Below are 14944 nucleotides of genomic sequence, written 5' to 3' on the forward strand. Positions count from 1 at the left end.
ATTTCTCCCTCCCTTTAGTAAGCGTAAAAAGCCTTGAACATCACAAGGATGCCAAAGCTAAATGCGTTATTCATAATGGATTAGCCATTGTATTTATTCATAACTTCTAAAAACGGCTCACGTAAATAGCTTTCTAAAGCTGCTACACATTTATCTGTGGCCTGTGCTACAACGGGTTGCTCATCTTTAGTAAATTTAGAGAGTACATAATCAGCTACCTTCATACCTGCTGGCGGTCGGTTAACCCCCACGCGTATACGATTAAACTCCTGTGTACCTAAGTGCTGAATTAATGACTTAATGCCATTATGTCCCCCTGCACTACCTTTTTGTCGCAAGCGCAGTTTGCCTGTTTCTAAATCTAAATCATCATAAATAACAATAAGATCTTCAACTGCAATATCAAAATAATCCATCATGGGACCCACACATTCACCTGATAAGTTCATATATGTTAAAGGCTTTAACAACATTACCTTACCCTCTGGGCGATGTACTGTTGCATATTGTCCTTTAAATTTAACTTGATTTAAATCAGCGCCCCATTCTTTTGCTAGCGCATCTATTACATTAAAACCAATATTATGTTTGGTATTTTCATAAGGCTTGCCTGGATTGCCTAAACCTACGATTAACTTCATCGCATAAACATCCTTCCTAAACAATAGTCCTTGTTAGTTTACCATAACAACAAAAAATGGTGTATGCGAATGATTCGCATACACCATAGACCTTTATTTATTGAGCTGCTGGTTCTTCAGCCGCTTCTTCGTCGCCTTCTTCATCTTCAACTGCTAAAGTTGGCGCTGTTACTGTCGCTAATGTTTCTTCGTCTTCTGAAAGAATCTCGAAGCTAAATTTGTCACGGATTGATGCTACATCAATTGCATCACCAATACCAAGCTCTGTTACGTCAACTTCAAGTACTTCTGGAATATCAGAAGGCTTAACTTTAATTGTTACTTCGCGGATTGGTTGCATAATAACGCCACCCTCACGAGTACCTGCCGCTGTACCAACTAAAGCGATTGGTACTTCAACCTCTAACTCCTCTGTCATATCAACAGCTAGGAAGTCTAAGTGAATTACTTTACCTTTTAATGCGTCCATTTGGAACTCATTAATTACAGCATTGATTTTTTTACCGTCCACGTTTAATTCAAAAACGCCATTACGACCGTTTTTTTGAATATAGCGTGTTAATTCTGCTGCATTCACTTGTACTGGTGTAGTTTCTTCTTTAAAACCATAAAGTACACCTGGTACTGCTCCTCCGTTTCTAAGTTGGGTTAGTGTTGAACGATGCCCAGCTTCGCGTTTTTCAACTGTTAGTACTGTATTCATATTCATAGTCCCCTTCCAAGAAATAAAAAATTCTTTGCTTTTTTTAAATACCCGCTATCACTAGCTGGCAAACCTAAAAACCTTAAAAATTTTTGAACTTACACATCACTATGTATCCGCCAAATTTTCTGTCTTTTTTCAGGCTATCTCTATTATATATAAGATTTGCCATTATTAACAGTATTCCACTCTATGATAAAAAAAGAGTGCCCACAAATGAGGGCACTCTTTTACTATTAATCGAATAATGTACTAACTGATTTGTTTTCGTAAACGCGTACGATTGCATCAGCCATTAATTTAGCTACAGAAAGTTCTTTAATCTTAGGTGATTTTTTGTCTTCTGAAAGCTGGATAGTATTAGTGATTACTAATTCCTTAATTGCAGAGTTGTTGATGCGCTCAATTGCTGGGCCAGATAATACTGGGTGAGAACAGCACGCATAAACTTCTTTAGCACCTGCTGCACGTAATGCATCAGCGCCAATTGTAATTGTACCTGCAGTGTCGATAATATCATCGATTAAAATGGCTACTTTACCATCAACATTACCTACGATATTCATTACCTCAGCCACGTTTGGTTTTGGACGACGCTTATCAATAATAGCGATTGGTGCTTTTAAGCGCTCCGCCATTTTACGCGCACGCGTTACACCACCATGGTCTGGTGATACGATAACGATTTCTTCTGAAGGAATATTTTTTGATTTGAAGTAGTCCGATAATAAAGGCACTGCCATCAGGTGATCAATTAAAATATCAAAGAAACCTTGAATTTGTGGTGCGTGTAAATCTAAAACGATTGCACGAGTTGCACCCGCAGTTTCAAGTAAGTTAGCTACTAATTTAGCAGTGATTGGCTCACGAGCTTTTGCTTTACGGTCTTGACGTGCATAGCCGTAGTAAGGCATTACAACGTTAACTGTACGAGCAGATGCGCGCTTACAAGCATCTACCATAATTAAAAGCTCCATTAAATGTTCGTTAACTGGCGCACTTGTTGATTGCACGATAAATACGTCACAGCCACGAATACTTTCTTCGATACTAATTTGAATTTCTCCATCGCTAAAGTGTTTCACAGAAGATTTTCCTAGCTCAATTCCCATCTCCTCTGCAATCTCTTGCGCAAGTGGGTTGTTAGAGTTTAGAGAAAATAATTTTAATTGTGAGTTAGCATATTGATATGGCATGATGGCCTCCTAATTTGGGTTTGTTTATTTTAAATTTAACTTACTTACATAGTTTAACTTATTTTCCTGGCGAGCACGAGCAATTGCGAGTGCCTCATCAGGTACTTCCTTAGTAATTGTTGAACCGGCAGCAATAAATGTGCCTTCACCAATTACAACAGGTGCAACTAAGTTAGAGTTACAACCTACAAAAGAATTTTTACCTACAACAGTTTTATGCTTATTTTTACCGTCATAGTTTACAGTAATTGTACCACAACCAATATTCGCATTTTCGCCAATTGAAGCATCACCGATATAGCTCAGATGAGATACTTTAACATCATCCTCTAGCTTACTCTTCTTCACTTCAACGAAATTACCAATCTTAACATGGCTACCAATTTCAGACGCTGGGCGAATATGCGCAAACGGACCAATGGCCGTATGCTCTGCTACAGTGCTATCTAACACTACTGAAGAATGTACCTTTGTACCATTACCAATTGTACTTGTAACAATTTGTGAGTTTGGTCCAATTAAGCAATCTTCTCCGATTACAGTTTTGCCCTCAATCATCGTACCTGGCTGTAAAACAGTATCACTACCAATTATAGCCTCAGCACTAATATAGGTTGAAGCAGGGTCGATAATTGTTACACCATTACGCATATGACGCTCATTAATACGTGCACGCATTAATGTTTCTGCCTGAGATAAGGCAAAGCGATCATTTACGCCTAATGTTTCAGCAAAGTCTGGTGTGACATACGCTGTTACAATCTCATCTTGCTTTTGTAAAATCTCAATAACATCTGGTAAGTAATACTCACCTTGTGCATTATTATTATCCACCTGATTGAGTGCTTCAAATAATGCAGCATTATCAAAGCAATATGTGCCTGTATTAATTTCTGTTACAAGCTGTTGCTCCTTAGTAGCATCTTTTTGCTCAACGATTTGCGCAACCTGACCAGTAGCATCACGTAATACGCGACCATAACCAGTTGGATCCTCTGCAACCGCTGTCAAAATTGTTGCTTTAGCATTATTATCTTGATGGTAAGCAAGTAAAGCCTCCATCGTCTCAGGGCGAATTAACGGTGTATCTCCACAAATTACAATTGTTGTGCCTTGCAGATCACCTAAAATTGATTTTGCTTGCTCTACAGCATGTGCTGTTCCGAGTTGTTCTTCTTGTAAAGCGTATTCGCTTGTATCGCCTAAATGTTCACGTACTTTTTCTGCTCCGTGTCCAACGATTGTTACAATTCGATTAACTCCTACAGATTGCACATGATTAACAACATGTTCGACCATAGGCTTGCCACATACTGGGTGAAGTACTTTATAAAGCTTCGACTTCATACGTGTACCTTGACCAGCAGCTAAAATAACTGCATAAGTATTGCTCATCAGTGAGCCCTCCATTAACCTCAATTTCTCTTATGACTATATAGGAAATGGTAGCCATTTTCAAGATGTGTAAGCTTGACAAAATATCAACATTACTACAATTACTTATATCGTCTAGAGATGAATGTTTATTATCATTGACATGATTAACACAAAAAAGAAGCTGTGCTAGTGTAATTTTAGCACAACTCCTAAGTTTCATATCACTATTTACATATTTACTTCGATTAACGCTGGCTCTTCACCAGCTGCATCATCTTCTTGCGTTTCATATGCATGTAGTATCGCATCTTGGATTTTATTACGCATATCCGAATTAATCGGGTGTGCAATATCTCTAAACTCTCCATCAGGCGTACGTTTACTTGGCATCGCTACAAATAAACCTGCATTTCCCTCAATGACACGAATATCGTGTACCACAAATGCCTCATTCAACGTAATGGAAGCGATCGCACGCATGCGCCCGTCGGTTTGTACTTTTCGTAGTCTTACATCTGTTACTTCCATCTGACTCACCACCTCTCAACTATGCTGTCTATTCAACTATTATATTCGATATAGCAAAATATTTCCTTATTTATTTTTAAAATTTTCAAAATATTTATTTTAACTTATAATTATGCCACTTTTTCGCCAAATTTACGAATAAAAACGCCAGTATATGCATATACTGGCGTTAAGAGCTTATATTCAAATTTGACGCTTATTATTTTACAAGCGCAATAACTTCTATTTCAACCTTAGCATCTTTCGGTAAACGTGCAACTTCTACCGCTGAGCGTGCAGGTGTATGCGCACCAAATGTTTCTGCGTATACTGCATTCATTGCAGCAAAATCTTCCATATCACTTAAAAACACCATTGTTTTTACAACATGATCTAATGATGAGCCTGCCGCTTCTAATACAGCCTTTAGATTTTCAAATACTTGAGCTGTTTGTTCCTCGATGCCACCATCAACCATTTCACCTGCTGCTGTTAATGGAATTTGTCCAGAGCTGTAAAACATATTATTCACAATCATACCTTGTGCATACGGTCCAATTGCCGCTGGTGCATTTGTTGTTGTTACTTTTTTCATTTTACTCCGTCTCCTTTTTCGAAAAATAATTACCCTCACGCACTTCAATCGTACGATCGCGCTCATTTACTTCTTGCAGTTTAACTAATGAATAATAATCGTCTACTAATGTTTCATCTGCGTGCTCAGCTTCAACTAGTACCGCAATACCTGCTAGCTCACAATCAAACTCCTCTAAAAGACTCTTCATGCCATTCATTGTACCGCCGACCTTCATAAAGTCATCCGTAATTAACACACGTTGCCCACTCTTCATGCTACGTTTTGAGAGCACCATCGTTTGAATGCGTCGTGATGAACCTGAAACATAGTTAATACTCACCGTTGAGCCCTCTGTTACCTTACTATCGCGGCGTACTACAACTACAGGTACATTTAAATGACGTGCAATTGCATGAGCAATCGAAATCCCTTTCGTTGCTACCGTCATAATAACATCTATTTTTTGATCAGCAAATGCCGATGCAAATACCTTACCAACACGATTCATATAACCTGGGTTACCTAATAAATCGGTCATAAATAAGTAACCACCTGGCAATAAGCGGTCAGAGTGCTGTAATTCATCTAATAACTCATTAATAACGTCACGTACTGCTTGCTCTGACATCTTCGGAATATATTTCACACCGCCTGCCGCGCCTGGTACTGTTACAAGCAGCCCAATCCCTTTTTCTTCAAATGTTTCCTTAACAATTGTCAAATCCTCACTAATGGATGATTTGGCAGACTGGTATAGTTCTGAAAAATAAGTTAGCGGAATAAGGTGATGTGGATGCTCTAATAAATAATGCGTCATGTCAACTAAACGTTCACTGCGCTTCCATTTCATACGACCCTCTCCTAAACACGAATATTTAATACATAAATTAACATAATTGTACGCTTTTAAGCAAGTGAATGCCTTTCACCTAGCATACGAACTGCGTAAACTTCGTCACAAAAACCTCTTAGCCCATTCACAATGCGGCTAACGCGTAGCTCACTATCAACTAACCCAAACACAGTTGGCCCACTACCACTCATTAATACAGCATCTGCACCTGAGCGCTCCATTAGTGTTTTAATTTTAACCACCTCTGGATGTAGTTTTAACGTGACATCCTCAAGGACGTTACCAAGCGTTGCACACATCGCTTTATAATCACCTTGATCAATCGCCTGTAGCATTTCTATCGTATTTGGGTGCTCTACAGTTGCTAAATTTAAACCACCATAAATATCAGCTGTTGATACACCAACCTTAGGCTTTGCTAATACTACCCAGCAACTAGGTGGTGCAGGGATTTCTCTAATTAACTCACCACGCCCTGTAGCATGCGCAGTACCTCCATAAACACAGAAAGGTACGTCGGAGCCTATTTCAGCGCCTAGTTCGGCTAACTCATCAATACTGAGGTTAAGTTCCCAAAGTTCATTAAGCCCTCTTAGCGTTGCTGCAGCATCCGTAGAGCCACCAGCTAAACCAGCTGCTATAGGGATTTCTTTTTCAATTTTAATAGCTACACCTTTTGTAATGCCATAACGCTGCTGTAAAAGGCGCGCAGCTTGATAGGCAAAGTTGCGTTGGTCTACTGGTACAAACTGATCGGTAGAAGACAGCGTAATCTTACCATCTTGACGTAGAGCAAGCCCTATACGGTCTGCTAAGTCAATAGTTGTCATCACCATCTCAACTTCATGATAGTTATCTTCCCTCTTATATAATACATCCAGTGTTAAATTAATTTTAGCGGGTGCTTTTACATAAAGCATCACGAAACCTCCTCGCTGCAAAAAACATACATTGCTCACTTTTTTCGCACTAATAGTATGCTTTTTATTTTACCATAGCCTACAGGAGATTTTATATAAAGAAAAAGAAGATGACATCTCTAAAAGAGAATGACATCTTCTACAAAAAGTATTTAATAGGTATGCGATTACTTCGCGCCTACTACTTGTGGGTCTTCTAAAAATGTAACTTCAACGGATTCCGTTAAAATATCTGTGTAGCTGTATGAAACACGTTTAAACTCATCTTCCTTGCGATCTAACTCGACAACGAAAATTGCTTTATATGTTTCACGTAGTATACCTGCGAACTCAACGGTTTTTTTACGACCGCCGTTTGCTTTTACATGCAAACGTTTCCCTAAATGTGCATCTAACGACTGTTTAATGTCTGCTAATGATTTTGGCATGCTCGTTTACACCTCACTGTAGACAAGCTTACCATACAAGGGTATGAAAGTCAATAAAATATTATATTTTAACAGTGTTCAACAAACAATGCAACTTATTTTTACGTACTTCACTATTTTTTTTCAAATCCATGACAATGCATTGAATTATTTGATTTTATTAGGAGAAGTAAGGGTGCAAGTTATCTGCTAATCGTCCAAACTCTATGATGCTCAGTGTTTCACCACGACGCTTAGGATCAATCTCAGCCTTCTCTAATGCCGCTAAAATTTGGTCTTTTTTTGCTTTTCCATCAGGTAAGCCTGACTGTAAATTGTTTAATAATGTTTTACGACGTTGTGCAAATGACATGCGTGTCACGCTAAAGAAAAAGTCCTCATCAATTACTGTAACAGGTGGCGTGTCGTGCTTAATTAAACGAATTACCGCTGACTCTACATTTGGTTGAGGCATAAATACCGTCTTAGGTACTATCATGGCAACCTCTGCTGTTACATAGTATTGAATTGCGATAGATAATGAACCATACGCCTTAGTGCCTGGCTGTGCTGTTATACGGTCAGCCACTTCCTTTTGCATCATAACAACGAATCCACGAATCGGTAAATCTGCGTGTAATAACTTTAATAAAATTGGTGTTGTTACGTAATAAGGTAAGTTAGCTACTACCATAATATCTGTAATACCTGGCATTTCACGCGCAATAACAGCAGGTATATCAGCCTCTAGCACATCTCCGTGCTCAACTGTCACATTGTCATAAGGGCTTAATGTATCTGCTAATACAGGTAATAAACGCTGATCAATTTCAAAAGCTACTACTTTTTTAGCTGCACGTGCTAAGTGCTCTGTTAAAGCACCAATACCAGGGCCTACTTCAATAGCACCGCTTTCTTCTGTTAAATCGGCTTGCGCTACAATATTACGTAAAATATTAGGGTCTATAATAAAGTTTTGCCCTAGGCTCTTTTTAAACGAAAAACCATATTTTTTTAAAATCTCTTGCGTGCGAATTGGCGTTGCAATATCTTTATTCATTATTTTCCTCCTGATTTAGCTGTGTTAATGCAGCACCAAACTGCTCAGCACTAATTTGAAACATGATAAGCCGCTTATGCAGTTGCTTACCGTTTGTATCCCCTATTGCTAAAATCTCGCCTAAGCGCTGTCTACGTGCTTTTGCTGATGGGTGACCAATTAAGTGAGCATATAATAAATCATCACGTGTAATCTCCTCAGCCTGCTCTGTTAGGTTTGGCGTATAAACTGCCTGCAAAGCCGCGCGTATATCCCCATCACTCGCATGTTCAATGCCAAGACTTTTGCCATTCTTAGCAATCGCCTGCTGCTTTGGTAAAAAAGCATGTTTTACCTCTGGCACTGCCTGCTCAATTAATGCGCGAATACGACGCCCTGGATAATCAGGGTCAGTAAATACAATTACACCACGTTTAGCTTGTGCATGCTTAATGCGCTGTAACGTCTTAGGTGACAACGCTGAGCCATTCGTTTCGATAGTATCTGCCGTTACAGCACGCTGAATAGCTACCGTGTCATCTTTACCCTCTACAACGATAAACTCTTTTATTTTCACTAGTTGTTGCCTCTTCTCTTCAAACGTATCTTTTTATTTTACAACAAAAGAGAGACAGTTTGTTAGCAACTAACAAACTGTCTCTCTCAATTATTAATTTAATACTTTAATACGTACTTGTCGACGTCCCCAGTTAGCTGCTTCTTCTTTTGAAGAAACTAAAAGGTCAATAATATTACCTTTAATTACGCCACCTGTATCGCCTGCAATCGCATAACCATAGCCTTCTACCCACACACGTGAACCTAATGGAATTACATTAGGGTCAACTGCGATAACTTTAATGCCCGGGTTCGAACGGATATCAATACCCGTTGCGGTAATACCTGAACAACCATCGCAATACGCTGTGTATGCTGTAGCTTCTACGTAAAACTCACGACCACCTGCTGGTGCGCCGCTAGTGTCATTTGTTGAAGTAGCACCACGTGATACTGTAACAGGGGCTGCTTTAGGCGCCTCTTTCGTACCAATCGCTACTACCTTTTTTGTTGGCTCTTTTGTTACGTTTTCTTTTTGTAAGTTTTTCGCAACAATTTTACCGTTTTCTGTTACAACTTCGTACGTACGCTCAATTGTACCCTTAGCACCTTCGGCAACAACTTTTTGTTCACCTTTAGCTAAGTTAGCGTCATTTTTTTGCTCAACTGCAAAGTCTACTTCTTCTTGCACTGTGTCTACTTTCTTTTCAACACGTGTAATAGCTACTTTAGAGCCTGGAGCTACAAGTGCTGTTTCCTTCGTGTTTAAGCGGTCAAACTCATTTAATTTTACGTTATTTTGCTTTAACACATCTGCTACAGTTTGTTTTGTAGACCAAATTTTTTGTTCCTTTTTGCTACCGTCTACTAAAACGATACCAAATGCCTTATCAATTGAAATTGCTTGCCCTTCTGCTAATTGCTCATCTAGACCAACTGATAATTTATCATGCTCTGTAACAGTTACATCAGCATCCGCTAAAATATCTGCTACTTTTTCTTCTGTTGTCCAAACTTCTTTTTCTTCGCCATCAACTGCGATAACGAATTTTTTTGCCTGTTCCCATTTAATTTCTAAACCATTAGAAATCTCGGTGTCCAGTGAGGGTGATACTTTATCGTAATCTGCAACTTCAATGTTAGCATCTGCTAATACATCAGCTACAGTTTTTGCATGTGTTGAAATCTCTAGCTGCTCTCCGTCTGCATCGACTGCTACGGATTTCTTAGTTCCTTCGTAAAGTACGAAAGAAATTACTGAAGCAAATACTACAAGTGCAATAATTCTTGTAAACATCTGCTTGTTCCTCATTGACCCAAAGAACAAGTTTTTCATGGGTTGTTTTGTCATGAAAAAAACGCCTCCTCAATACTCGCTGAATTATACGGACTAGTTTTTTGACTGTCAACTACAAAGTTTTAAAAATTTGCTTGTTTTTTAACAAATTATTCCGAGAAGCTAGTATTGATAAAGGTTTGAGGTTACTTAATTTATTTTAAAAATCTTTTTTGCATTGTTTGTTGTCTCAAGAGCTACCTCGTCAACTGAGATGCCTTTTAAACGTGCGATTTCCTCAGCAACAAGGGGGACTAAAGACGGCTCGTTACGCTTGCCACGATAAGGATGTGGCGCTAAATATGGTGCGTCTGTTTCAATCAATAAGTGCACTAATTCAATCTCAGTAGCAACTTCTTTTGGCATACGCGCATTTTTAAATGTAACTGGCCCACCTAAGCTAATCATAAAATTCATAGCGATACATTCACGTGCTGTTTCAACACTTCCACCAAAGCAATGCATGATACCGCCAGTAGCAGCTGCATCCTCTTCCTGTAAAATGCGTACCACGTCACCTGTTGCATCACGATTATGAATAATAATAGGCAACGCTAATTTTTTCGCTAATTGAATTTGCTTACGGAACCATTTTTCTTGAACCTCTTTTGGAGACTTATCCCAATAGTAATCTAAACCTGTTTCACCAATACCAACAACCTTCTCATGAGCTGCTAGTTGTTCAATCCACAGTAAATCTTCATCAGTACAATCAATTGCATCAACTGGATGCCAACCAATCACAGCGTATAAAAAATCATATTGTTCAATTAATGCCATCGCACGTTCAATCGTTTTACGATCAAAGCCAACGACTACCATTTTTTCTACGCCTTTTTCTAATGCTCTTTCAATTACCTCTTGCAAGTCTTCATCATATTGATCTGCATTTAAATGCACATGTGTATCAATAAACATGTTATACACGCTCCTCTTGATTTTATGAGATTTATATATTTCATTTGTGTCAAAACCATTACATTTAGATTACAGAAGAAACTTTTTATCCTTTATATTAAAACACAAGTAATCTATTAAACCTATTAATTATCCTTTAAAAGGATAATTAAATATTCTAAAATAATTTCCAAGGAAATAAATAGAGCCTGTAAATGTATAGCAAATTCACAGGCTCTATTTCTCTATTATTTTACTTTAGCACCATTCGCTAATGTTTGATCTACGCTTGCTAATTTTAACACGCCATCTTCGCTACCTGCTAAAATCATACCTTGTGACAGCTCACCGCGCAGCTTAACTGGTTTTAAGTTAGCAACAACAATAACTTTCATACCAATTAATTCTTCAGCTTTATAATGTTCTGCAATACCAGATACAACTTGACGTTGCTCATAACCAAGATCTACTTGTAACTTCAGTAATTTAGTTGCTTTTGGCACAGGCTCACATGCTGTAACTGTAGCTACACGTAAATCAATTTTCATGAAGTCATCAATTGTAATTTCATCCGATTTCTCTTCTTCAACTACTTCTTCCTGACTTGTTTTAATCGAACCACGCATTTGATCACGGATATATTCGATTTCTTCCTCTACTTCTAAACGTGGGAAAATAGGTGTTCCTTTTTCTGCCACTTTACAGTCACCCACAATAGCATTTGAAAACGTCTCAATTGAATCCCAAGTTAGTGCTTTTTCATCTAAACCAAGTTGTTCAATAATACGTTTAGGTGTAGCTGTCATCACAGGCTGTAACATTACCGCAATATGACGCAGGCTTTCTGCTAAATTAGCCATTACAGATGCTAGTTTCTTTTTATTTGCTTCAGCCTTAGCTAGTACCCAAGGCTGTGTTTCATCAATATACTTGTTTGTACGAGATACTAATTTCCATAACTCACTTAATACAATACTAAATTGCATATTTTCCATGCCATCTACATACTTCTCTTTGGTTTCTTCCGCAAATGAACGTAGGCTCTCATCAAACTCTGTTTCCTCTACATCATCTGCTGGGATAACACCATCAAAGTATTTATTAATCATAGATACACTACGGTTTAATAAATTACCTAAATCATTAGCTAGGTCGTAGTTTGTACGGTCAACAAATGCCTCTGGTGAAAATACACCATCAGAGCCAAATGGTAACTCACGTAATAAGAAGTAACGTGTCGCATCTAAACCATAACGTTCAGTTAACATATCTGGGTAAATGACATTACCTTTAGATTTTGACATTTTACCGTCCTTCATCATAATAAAGCCATGTGCAAAAACCTTCTTAGGTAATGGTAAATCCAGTGCCATCAAGAAGATTGGCCAATAAATTGTATGGAAGCGTACAATATCTTTACCCACTACATGCACATCTGCAGGCCAGAATTTTTTAAATAACGCATCATTATCTGTCGTATAACCTAACGAAGTAATATAGTTAGTTAACGCATCTACCCATACATAAATGACATGCTTAGGATCACCTGGTACTTTAATTCCCCAATCAAATGACATACGAGAAACTGATAAATCTTCTAGACCTGGTTTAATAAAGTTGTTAATCATTTCATTTTTACGAGATACTGGCTCAATAAATGTTGGGTTTTCCTCATAGTATTGTAGTAAGCGATCTGCGTACTTCTTCATATTAAAGAAGTATGATTCTTCCTTCACTTTACGTACTTCACGATTACAGTCAGGGCATTTGCCATCTACTAACTGATTATCTGTAAAGTATGATTCACATGGTACACAGTACCATCCTTCATACTGACCTTTATAAATATCACCATTGTCTAAAAAGCGTTTAAAGATTTTTTCGACAGCTGCTACATGGCGCTTGTCTGTTGTACGATAAAACTCATCATATGTGATATCCATCGTCTTCCATAAGTCTTTAGCATTTTGTGCAATCTCATTTACATAAGCTTGCGGCTCCATACCTTCTTCAGTAGCTTTTTCTTGAATTTTTTGACCATGCTCGTCTAATCCCGTTTGGAAAAATACATCATAGCCTCGGAGCCTTTTATATCTAGCCATAGCATCTGCTGCTATTGTCGTGTAGGCTGTCCCAATATGAAACTTTCCGCTTGGATAATAAATCGGTGTTGTAATGTAAAATGTTTTGTTTGTTTCGCTCAATTTTTTTTCCTCCATTTAAGTTACGCAGTCTCTTTTCATTTTATAGTAGTATGAAATGCCTTTCAATCATATTACATTAGTTAATAAATTGTAATTAAAAGGTTTTATTACAATTTACAAGAATGTCCATGTTCTTTTTTTAGTATTAAGTCATATAAACACAAATAATTCTTACAATTTTACTAAATATTTATTTATTTTTCTTTTATTTCCGTCCCTATTTAATTGACGTTTATGGCATTAGTTGGTATGATAGCTTCTAGACAAATGATTTTGTCGAATTTTGACGAATAAAATATATTAGGAGGAATTTTGTCATGAAATCTACAGGTATTGTACGTAAAGTTGATGAGTTAGGACGCGTGGTTATTCCTATCGAACTTCGACGCACTTTAGGTATCGCTGAAAAAGACGCTTTAGAAATTTATGTTGACGACGACAAAATCATTCTAAAGAAATATATGCCAAACATGACATGTGCTGTTACTGGCGAAGTTTCTGACGATAATTTCCGTCTAGTTGGCGGCAAGCTTATTTTAAGCCCAGAAGGTGCCGAGCAACTAGTTAAAGAAATTCAATCTAACTTAAACAAATAATCCATTTGTGACCTTTGTTGAAGCACAAATATTTTGTATATATGGCTTTAGAATGAGGTAATAAAAAAGCGATGCTCTAGGGCATCGCTTTTTTTAATTCACATGATATTCCTGATATACATCACGCTTTGATATACCACGTAATTTAGCTACTTCTTTAATCGCTTCTTTCGAAGGAATTTGAGTTTCTTCTATTATACTGTCAACATGCTCAGTAATTGATAAATCCTCCCATGGTGCACGTTCTTCAAGCTCCTCGATTTGAGTTCCTTCTATTATAATGCAAAACTCTCCGCGTAACTCTGTTTGCTCTGCCCACGCTACAGCTTCAGCCATTGTGCCACGTAAAAATTCTTCAAACTTCTTCGTTAGCTCCCGTGCTAATACTACCTGACGCTCACCTAACTCTGCCTCACAATGACGTAACATTTCTTTCAAACGATGTGGAGCCTCATAAAAAATCATTGTTTCCTTACGCTTCTTCAATTGCGCTAACTCCGCAGCACGTTCCTTTTTATTACGTGATAAAAAACCATAAAAGAAAAAAGGCTGTGGTGTAATACCAGAGGCAATCAATGCTGTTAAACCTGCATTCGCTCCTGGCAACGGCACAACTGCATAACCTTCAGCTAATGCTTTTGTTACAATATCTACACCTGGATCAGAAATACACGGCATACCCGCATCACTTACAAGCGCAACAGTCTTACCTTCAGCAAGGTACTGTAAAATTTTATGTCCACCTGACTCTACATTATGTTCATGGTAGCTTGTAAGGGGCGTTGTGATTTCAAAATAATTGCAAAGCTTTTTTGTATTACGAGTATCCTCAGCTGCAATAATATCCACTTCTTTTAAAATACGTAACGCTCGAAACGTCATATCTTCTAAATTTCCAATAGGTGTTGGTACCAAATATAAACAGCTTGTATTTTCATACAATGAGCTTTGTTGTGATTTCAACTTACTCACCTCTCATTTGTTTTATTTTTTGTGTTCGTGTTAACTGCTTAAATGAATATTCCCTCTGCATTGCCTCGCGCTTTGTTTGATAGAGTTCATAATACTTTAATTGTACTGGTAGACGAGCTTTTGTATACTTTGCGCCCTTACCCTGATTATGTGTTGTGGTT

17 protein-coding genes are annotated in these 14944 nt (G+C 37.9%); 1 reads left to right on the forward strand and 16 read right to left on the reverse strand.

Features of this window, described 5'->3' with window-relative positions; all coding sequences use genetic code 11:
• Window positions 1–80: 80 nt before the first annotated feature.
• The 14 genes from pth to metG form a co-directional block, all read right to left on the reverse strand.
• Window positions 81–641 (reverse strand): aminoacyl-tRNA hydrolase, encoded by a 561-nt coding sequence (gene pth, locus CH76_RS09165; RefSeq protein ID WP_036145267.1) that lies wholly within the window; start codon window positions 639–641, stop codon window positions 81–83.
• A 97-nt stretch (window positions 642–738) separates the two neighbouring features.
• Window positions 739–1344: a 50S ribosomal protein L25/general stress protein Ctc gene (locus tag CH76_RS09170; protein WP_036145269.1), complete on the reverse strand. Its 606-nt coding sequence runs from the start codon at window positions 1342–1344 to the stop codon at window positions 739–741.
• A gap of 236 nt (window positions 1345–1580) precedes the next feature.
• Window positions 1581–2540 (reverse strand): ribose-phosphate diphosphokinase, encoded by a 960-nt coding sequence (locus tag CH76_RS09175; protein ID WP_036145271.1) that lies wholly within the window; start codon window positions 2538–2540, stop codon window positions 1581–1583.
• 24 nt (window positions 2541–2564) lie between these two features.
• Complete coding sequence (glmU, locus tag CH76_RS09180) at window positions 2565–3935, reverse strand: bifunctional UDP-N-acetylglucosamine diphosphorylase/glucosamine-1-phosphate N-acetyltransferase GlmU (RefSeq protein ID WP_036145273.1); 1371 nt, start codon at window positions 3933–3935, stop codon at window positions 2565–2567.
• A gap of 210 nt (window positions 3936–4145) precedes the next feature.
• A complete protein-coding gene (gene spoVG, locus CH76_RS09185; RefSeq protein WP_036145275.1) occupies window positions 4146–4445 on the reverse strand; it encodes a septation regulator SpoVG in 300 nt (99 codons plus the stop codon).
• A gap of 199 nt (window positions 4446–4644) precedes the next feature.
• Window positions 4645–5019, reverse strand: coding sequence for a RidA family protein (locus tag CH76_RS09190; protein WP_036145277.1), 375 nt, complete (start codon window positions 5017–5019; stop codon window positions 4645–4647).
• A gap of 1 nt (window position 5020) precedes the next feature.
• A complete protein-coding gene (purR, locus tag CH76_RS09195; protein ID WP_036145279.1) occupies window positions 5021–5851 on the reverse strand; it encodes a pur operon repressor in 831 nt (276 codons plus the stop codon).
• 56 nt (window positions 5852–5907) lie between these two features.
• Window positions 5908–6774, reverse strand: a complete 867-nt coding sequence (gene ispE / locus CH76_RS09200) for a 4-(cytidine 5'-diphospho)-2-C-methyl-D-erythritol kinase (RefSeq protein ID WP_036145281.1) — start codon at window positions 6772–6774, stop codon at window positions 5908–5910.
• Between the two features lie 167 nt (window positions 6775–6941).
• Window positions 6942–7202, reverse strand: coding sequence for a biofilm formation stimulator Veg (veg, locus tag CH76_RS09205; RefSeq protein WP_036145284.1), 261 nt, complete (start codon window positions 7200–7202; stop codon window positions 6942–6944).
• A gap of 160 nt (window positions 7203–7362) precedes the next feature.
• Complete coding sequence (gene rsmA / locus CH76_RS09210) at window positions 7363–8241, reverse strand: 16S rRNA (adenine(1518)-N(6)/adenine(1519)-N(6))-dimethyltransferase RsmA (protein WP_036145286.1); 879 nt, start codon at window positions 8239–8241, stop codon at window positions 7363–7365.
• Window positions 8234–8797 (reverse strand): ribonuclease M5, encoded by a 564-nt coding sequence (gene rnmV, locus CH76_RS09215; RefSeq protein ID WP_036145287.1) that lies wholly within the window; start codon window positions 8795–8797, stop codon window positions 8234–8236. Before rnmV ends, rsmA begins: the two co-directional genes overlap by 8 nt.
• Window positions 8798–8890: 93 nt before the next feature.
• Window positions 8891–10129: a G5 and 3D domain-containing protein gene (locus CH76_RS09220; RefSeq protein WP_036145289.1), complete on the reverse strand. Its 1239-nt coding sequence runs from the start codon at window positions 10127–10129 to the stop codon at window positions 8891–8893.
• 135 nt (window positions 10130–10264) lie between these two features.
• Window positions 10265–11032 carry a TatD family hydrolase gene (locus CH76_RS09225; protein ID WP_036145291.1) on the reverse strand — a complete coding sequence of 256 codons (768 nt, stop codon included), beginning with the start codon at window positions 11030–11032 and terminating at the stop codon, window positions 10265–10267.
• Between the two features lie 227 nt (window positions 11033–11259).
• A complete protein-coding gene (metG, locus tag CH76_RS09230; protein WP_036145294.1) occupies window positions 11260–13215 on the reverse strand; it encodes a methionine--tRNA ligase in 1956 nt (651 codons plus the stop codon).
• A gap of 317 nt (window positions 13216–13532) precedes the next feature.
• Between metG and CH76_RS09235 the strand changes: the two genes are divergently transcribed.
• Entirely contained in the window at window positions 13533–13811 is a 279-nt protein-coding gene (locus tag CH76_RS09235) for an AbrB/MazE/SpoVT family DNA-binding domain-containing protein (protein ID WP_036145296.1), read from the forward strand.
• Between the two features lie 93 nt (window positions 13812–13904).
• On the opposite strand, the gene rsmI is transcribed toward CH76_RS09235, so the two are convergent.
• Both rsmI and CH76_RS09245 read right to left on the reverse strand, forming a co-directional pair.
• On the reverse strand, window positions 13905–14774 hold the full coding sequence (gene rsmI / locus CH76_RS09240; protein ID WP_036145298.1) for a 16S rRNA (cytidine(1402)-2'-O)-methyltransferase: 870 nt from the start codon (window positions 14772–14774) through the stop codon (window positions 13905–13907).
• Window position 14775: 1 nt separating this feature from the next.
• Window positions 14776–14944, reverse strand: a 169-nt coding sequence (locus CH76_RS09245) for a GIY-YIG nuclease family protein (RefSeq protein ID WP_036145300.1), incomplete at its 5' end; no start/stop codon positions are given.

It is taken from the genome of Lysinibacillus sp. BF-4, assembly GCF_000743635.1.
Lineage (GTDB): Bacteria > Bacillota > Bacilli > Bacillales_A > Planococcaceae > Metalysinibacillus > Metalysinibacillus saudimassiliensis.

Bases quoted from the DNA above. Each gene is read 5' to 3' on its own strand.
- pth (WP_036145267.1), bottom strand. From the start codon at position 641: ATGAAGTTAATCGTAGGTTTAGGCAATCCAGGCAAGCCTTATGAAAAT.
- CH76_RS09170 (WP_036145269.1), bottom strand. From the start codon at position 1,344: ATGAATACAGTACTAACAGTTGAAAAACGCGAAGCTGGGCATCGTTCA.
- CH76_RS09175 (WP_036145271.1), bottom strand. From the start codon at position 2,540: ATGCCATATCAATATGCTAACTCACAATTAAAATTATTTTCTCTAAAC.
- glmU (WP_036145273.1), bottom strand. From the start codon at position 3,935: ATGAGCAATACTTATGCAGTTATTTTAGCTGCTGGTCAAGGTACACGT.
- spoVG (WP_036145275.1), bottom strand. From the start codon at position 4,445: ATGGAAGTAACAGATGTAAGACTACGAAAAGTACAAACCGACGGGCGC.
- CH76_RS09190 (WP_036145277.1), bottom strand. From the start codon at position 5,019: ATGAAAAAAGTAACAACAACAAATGCACCAGCGGCAATTGGACCGTAT.
- purR (WP_036145279.1), bottom strand. From the start codon at position 5,851: ATGAAATGGAAGCGCAGTGAACGTTTAGTTGACATGACGCATTATTTA.
- ispE (WP_036145281.1), bottom strand. From the start codon at position 6,774: ATGCTTTATGTAAAAGCACCCGCTAAAATTAATTTAACACTGGATGTA.
- veg (WP_036145284.1), bottom strand. From the start codon at position 7,202: ATGCCAAAATCATTAGCAGACATTAAACAGTCGTTAGATGCACATTTA.
- rsmA (WP_036145286.1), bottom strand. From the start codon at position 8,241: ATGAATAAAGATATTGCAACGCCAATTCGCACGCAAGAGATTTTAAAA.
- CH76_RS09220 (WP_036145289.1), bottom strand. From the start codon at position 10,129: ATGACAAAACAACCCATGAAAAACTTGTTCTTTGGGTCAATGAGGAAC.
- CH76_RS09225 (WP_036145291.1), bottom strand. From the start codon at position 11,032: ATGTTTATTGATACACATGTGCATTTAAATGCAGATCAATATGATGAA.
- CH76_RS09235 (WP_036145296.1), top strand. From the start codon at position 13,533: ATGAAATCTACAGGTATTGTACGTAAAGTTGATGAGTTAGGACGCGTG.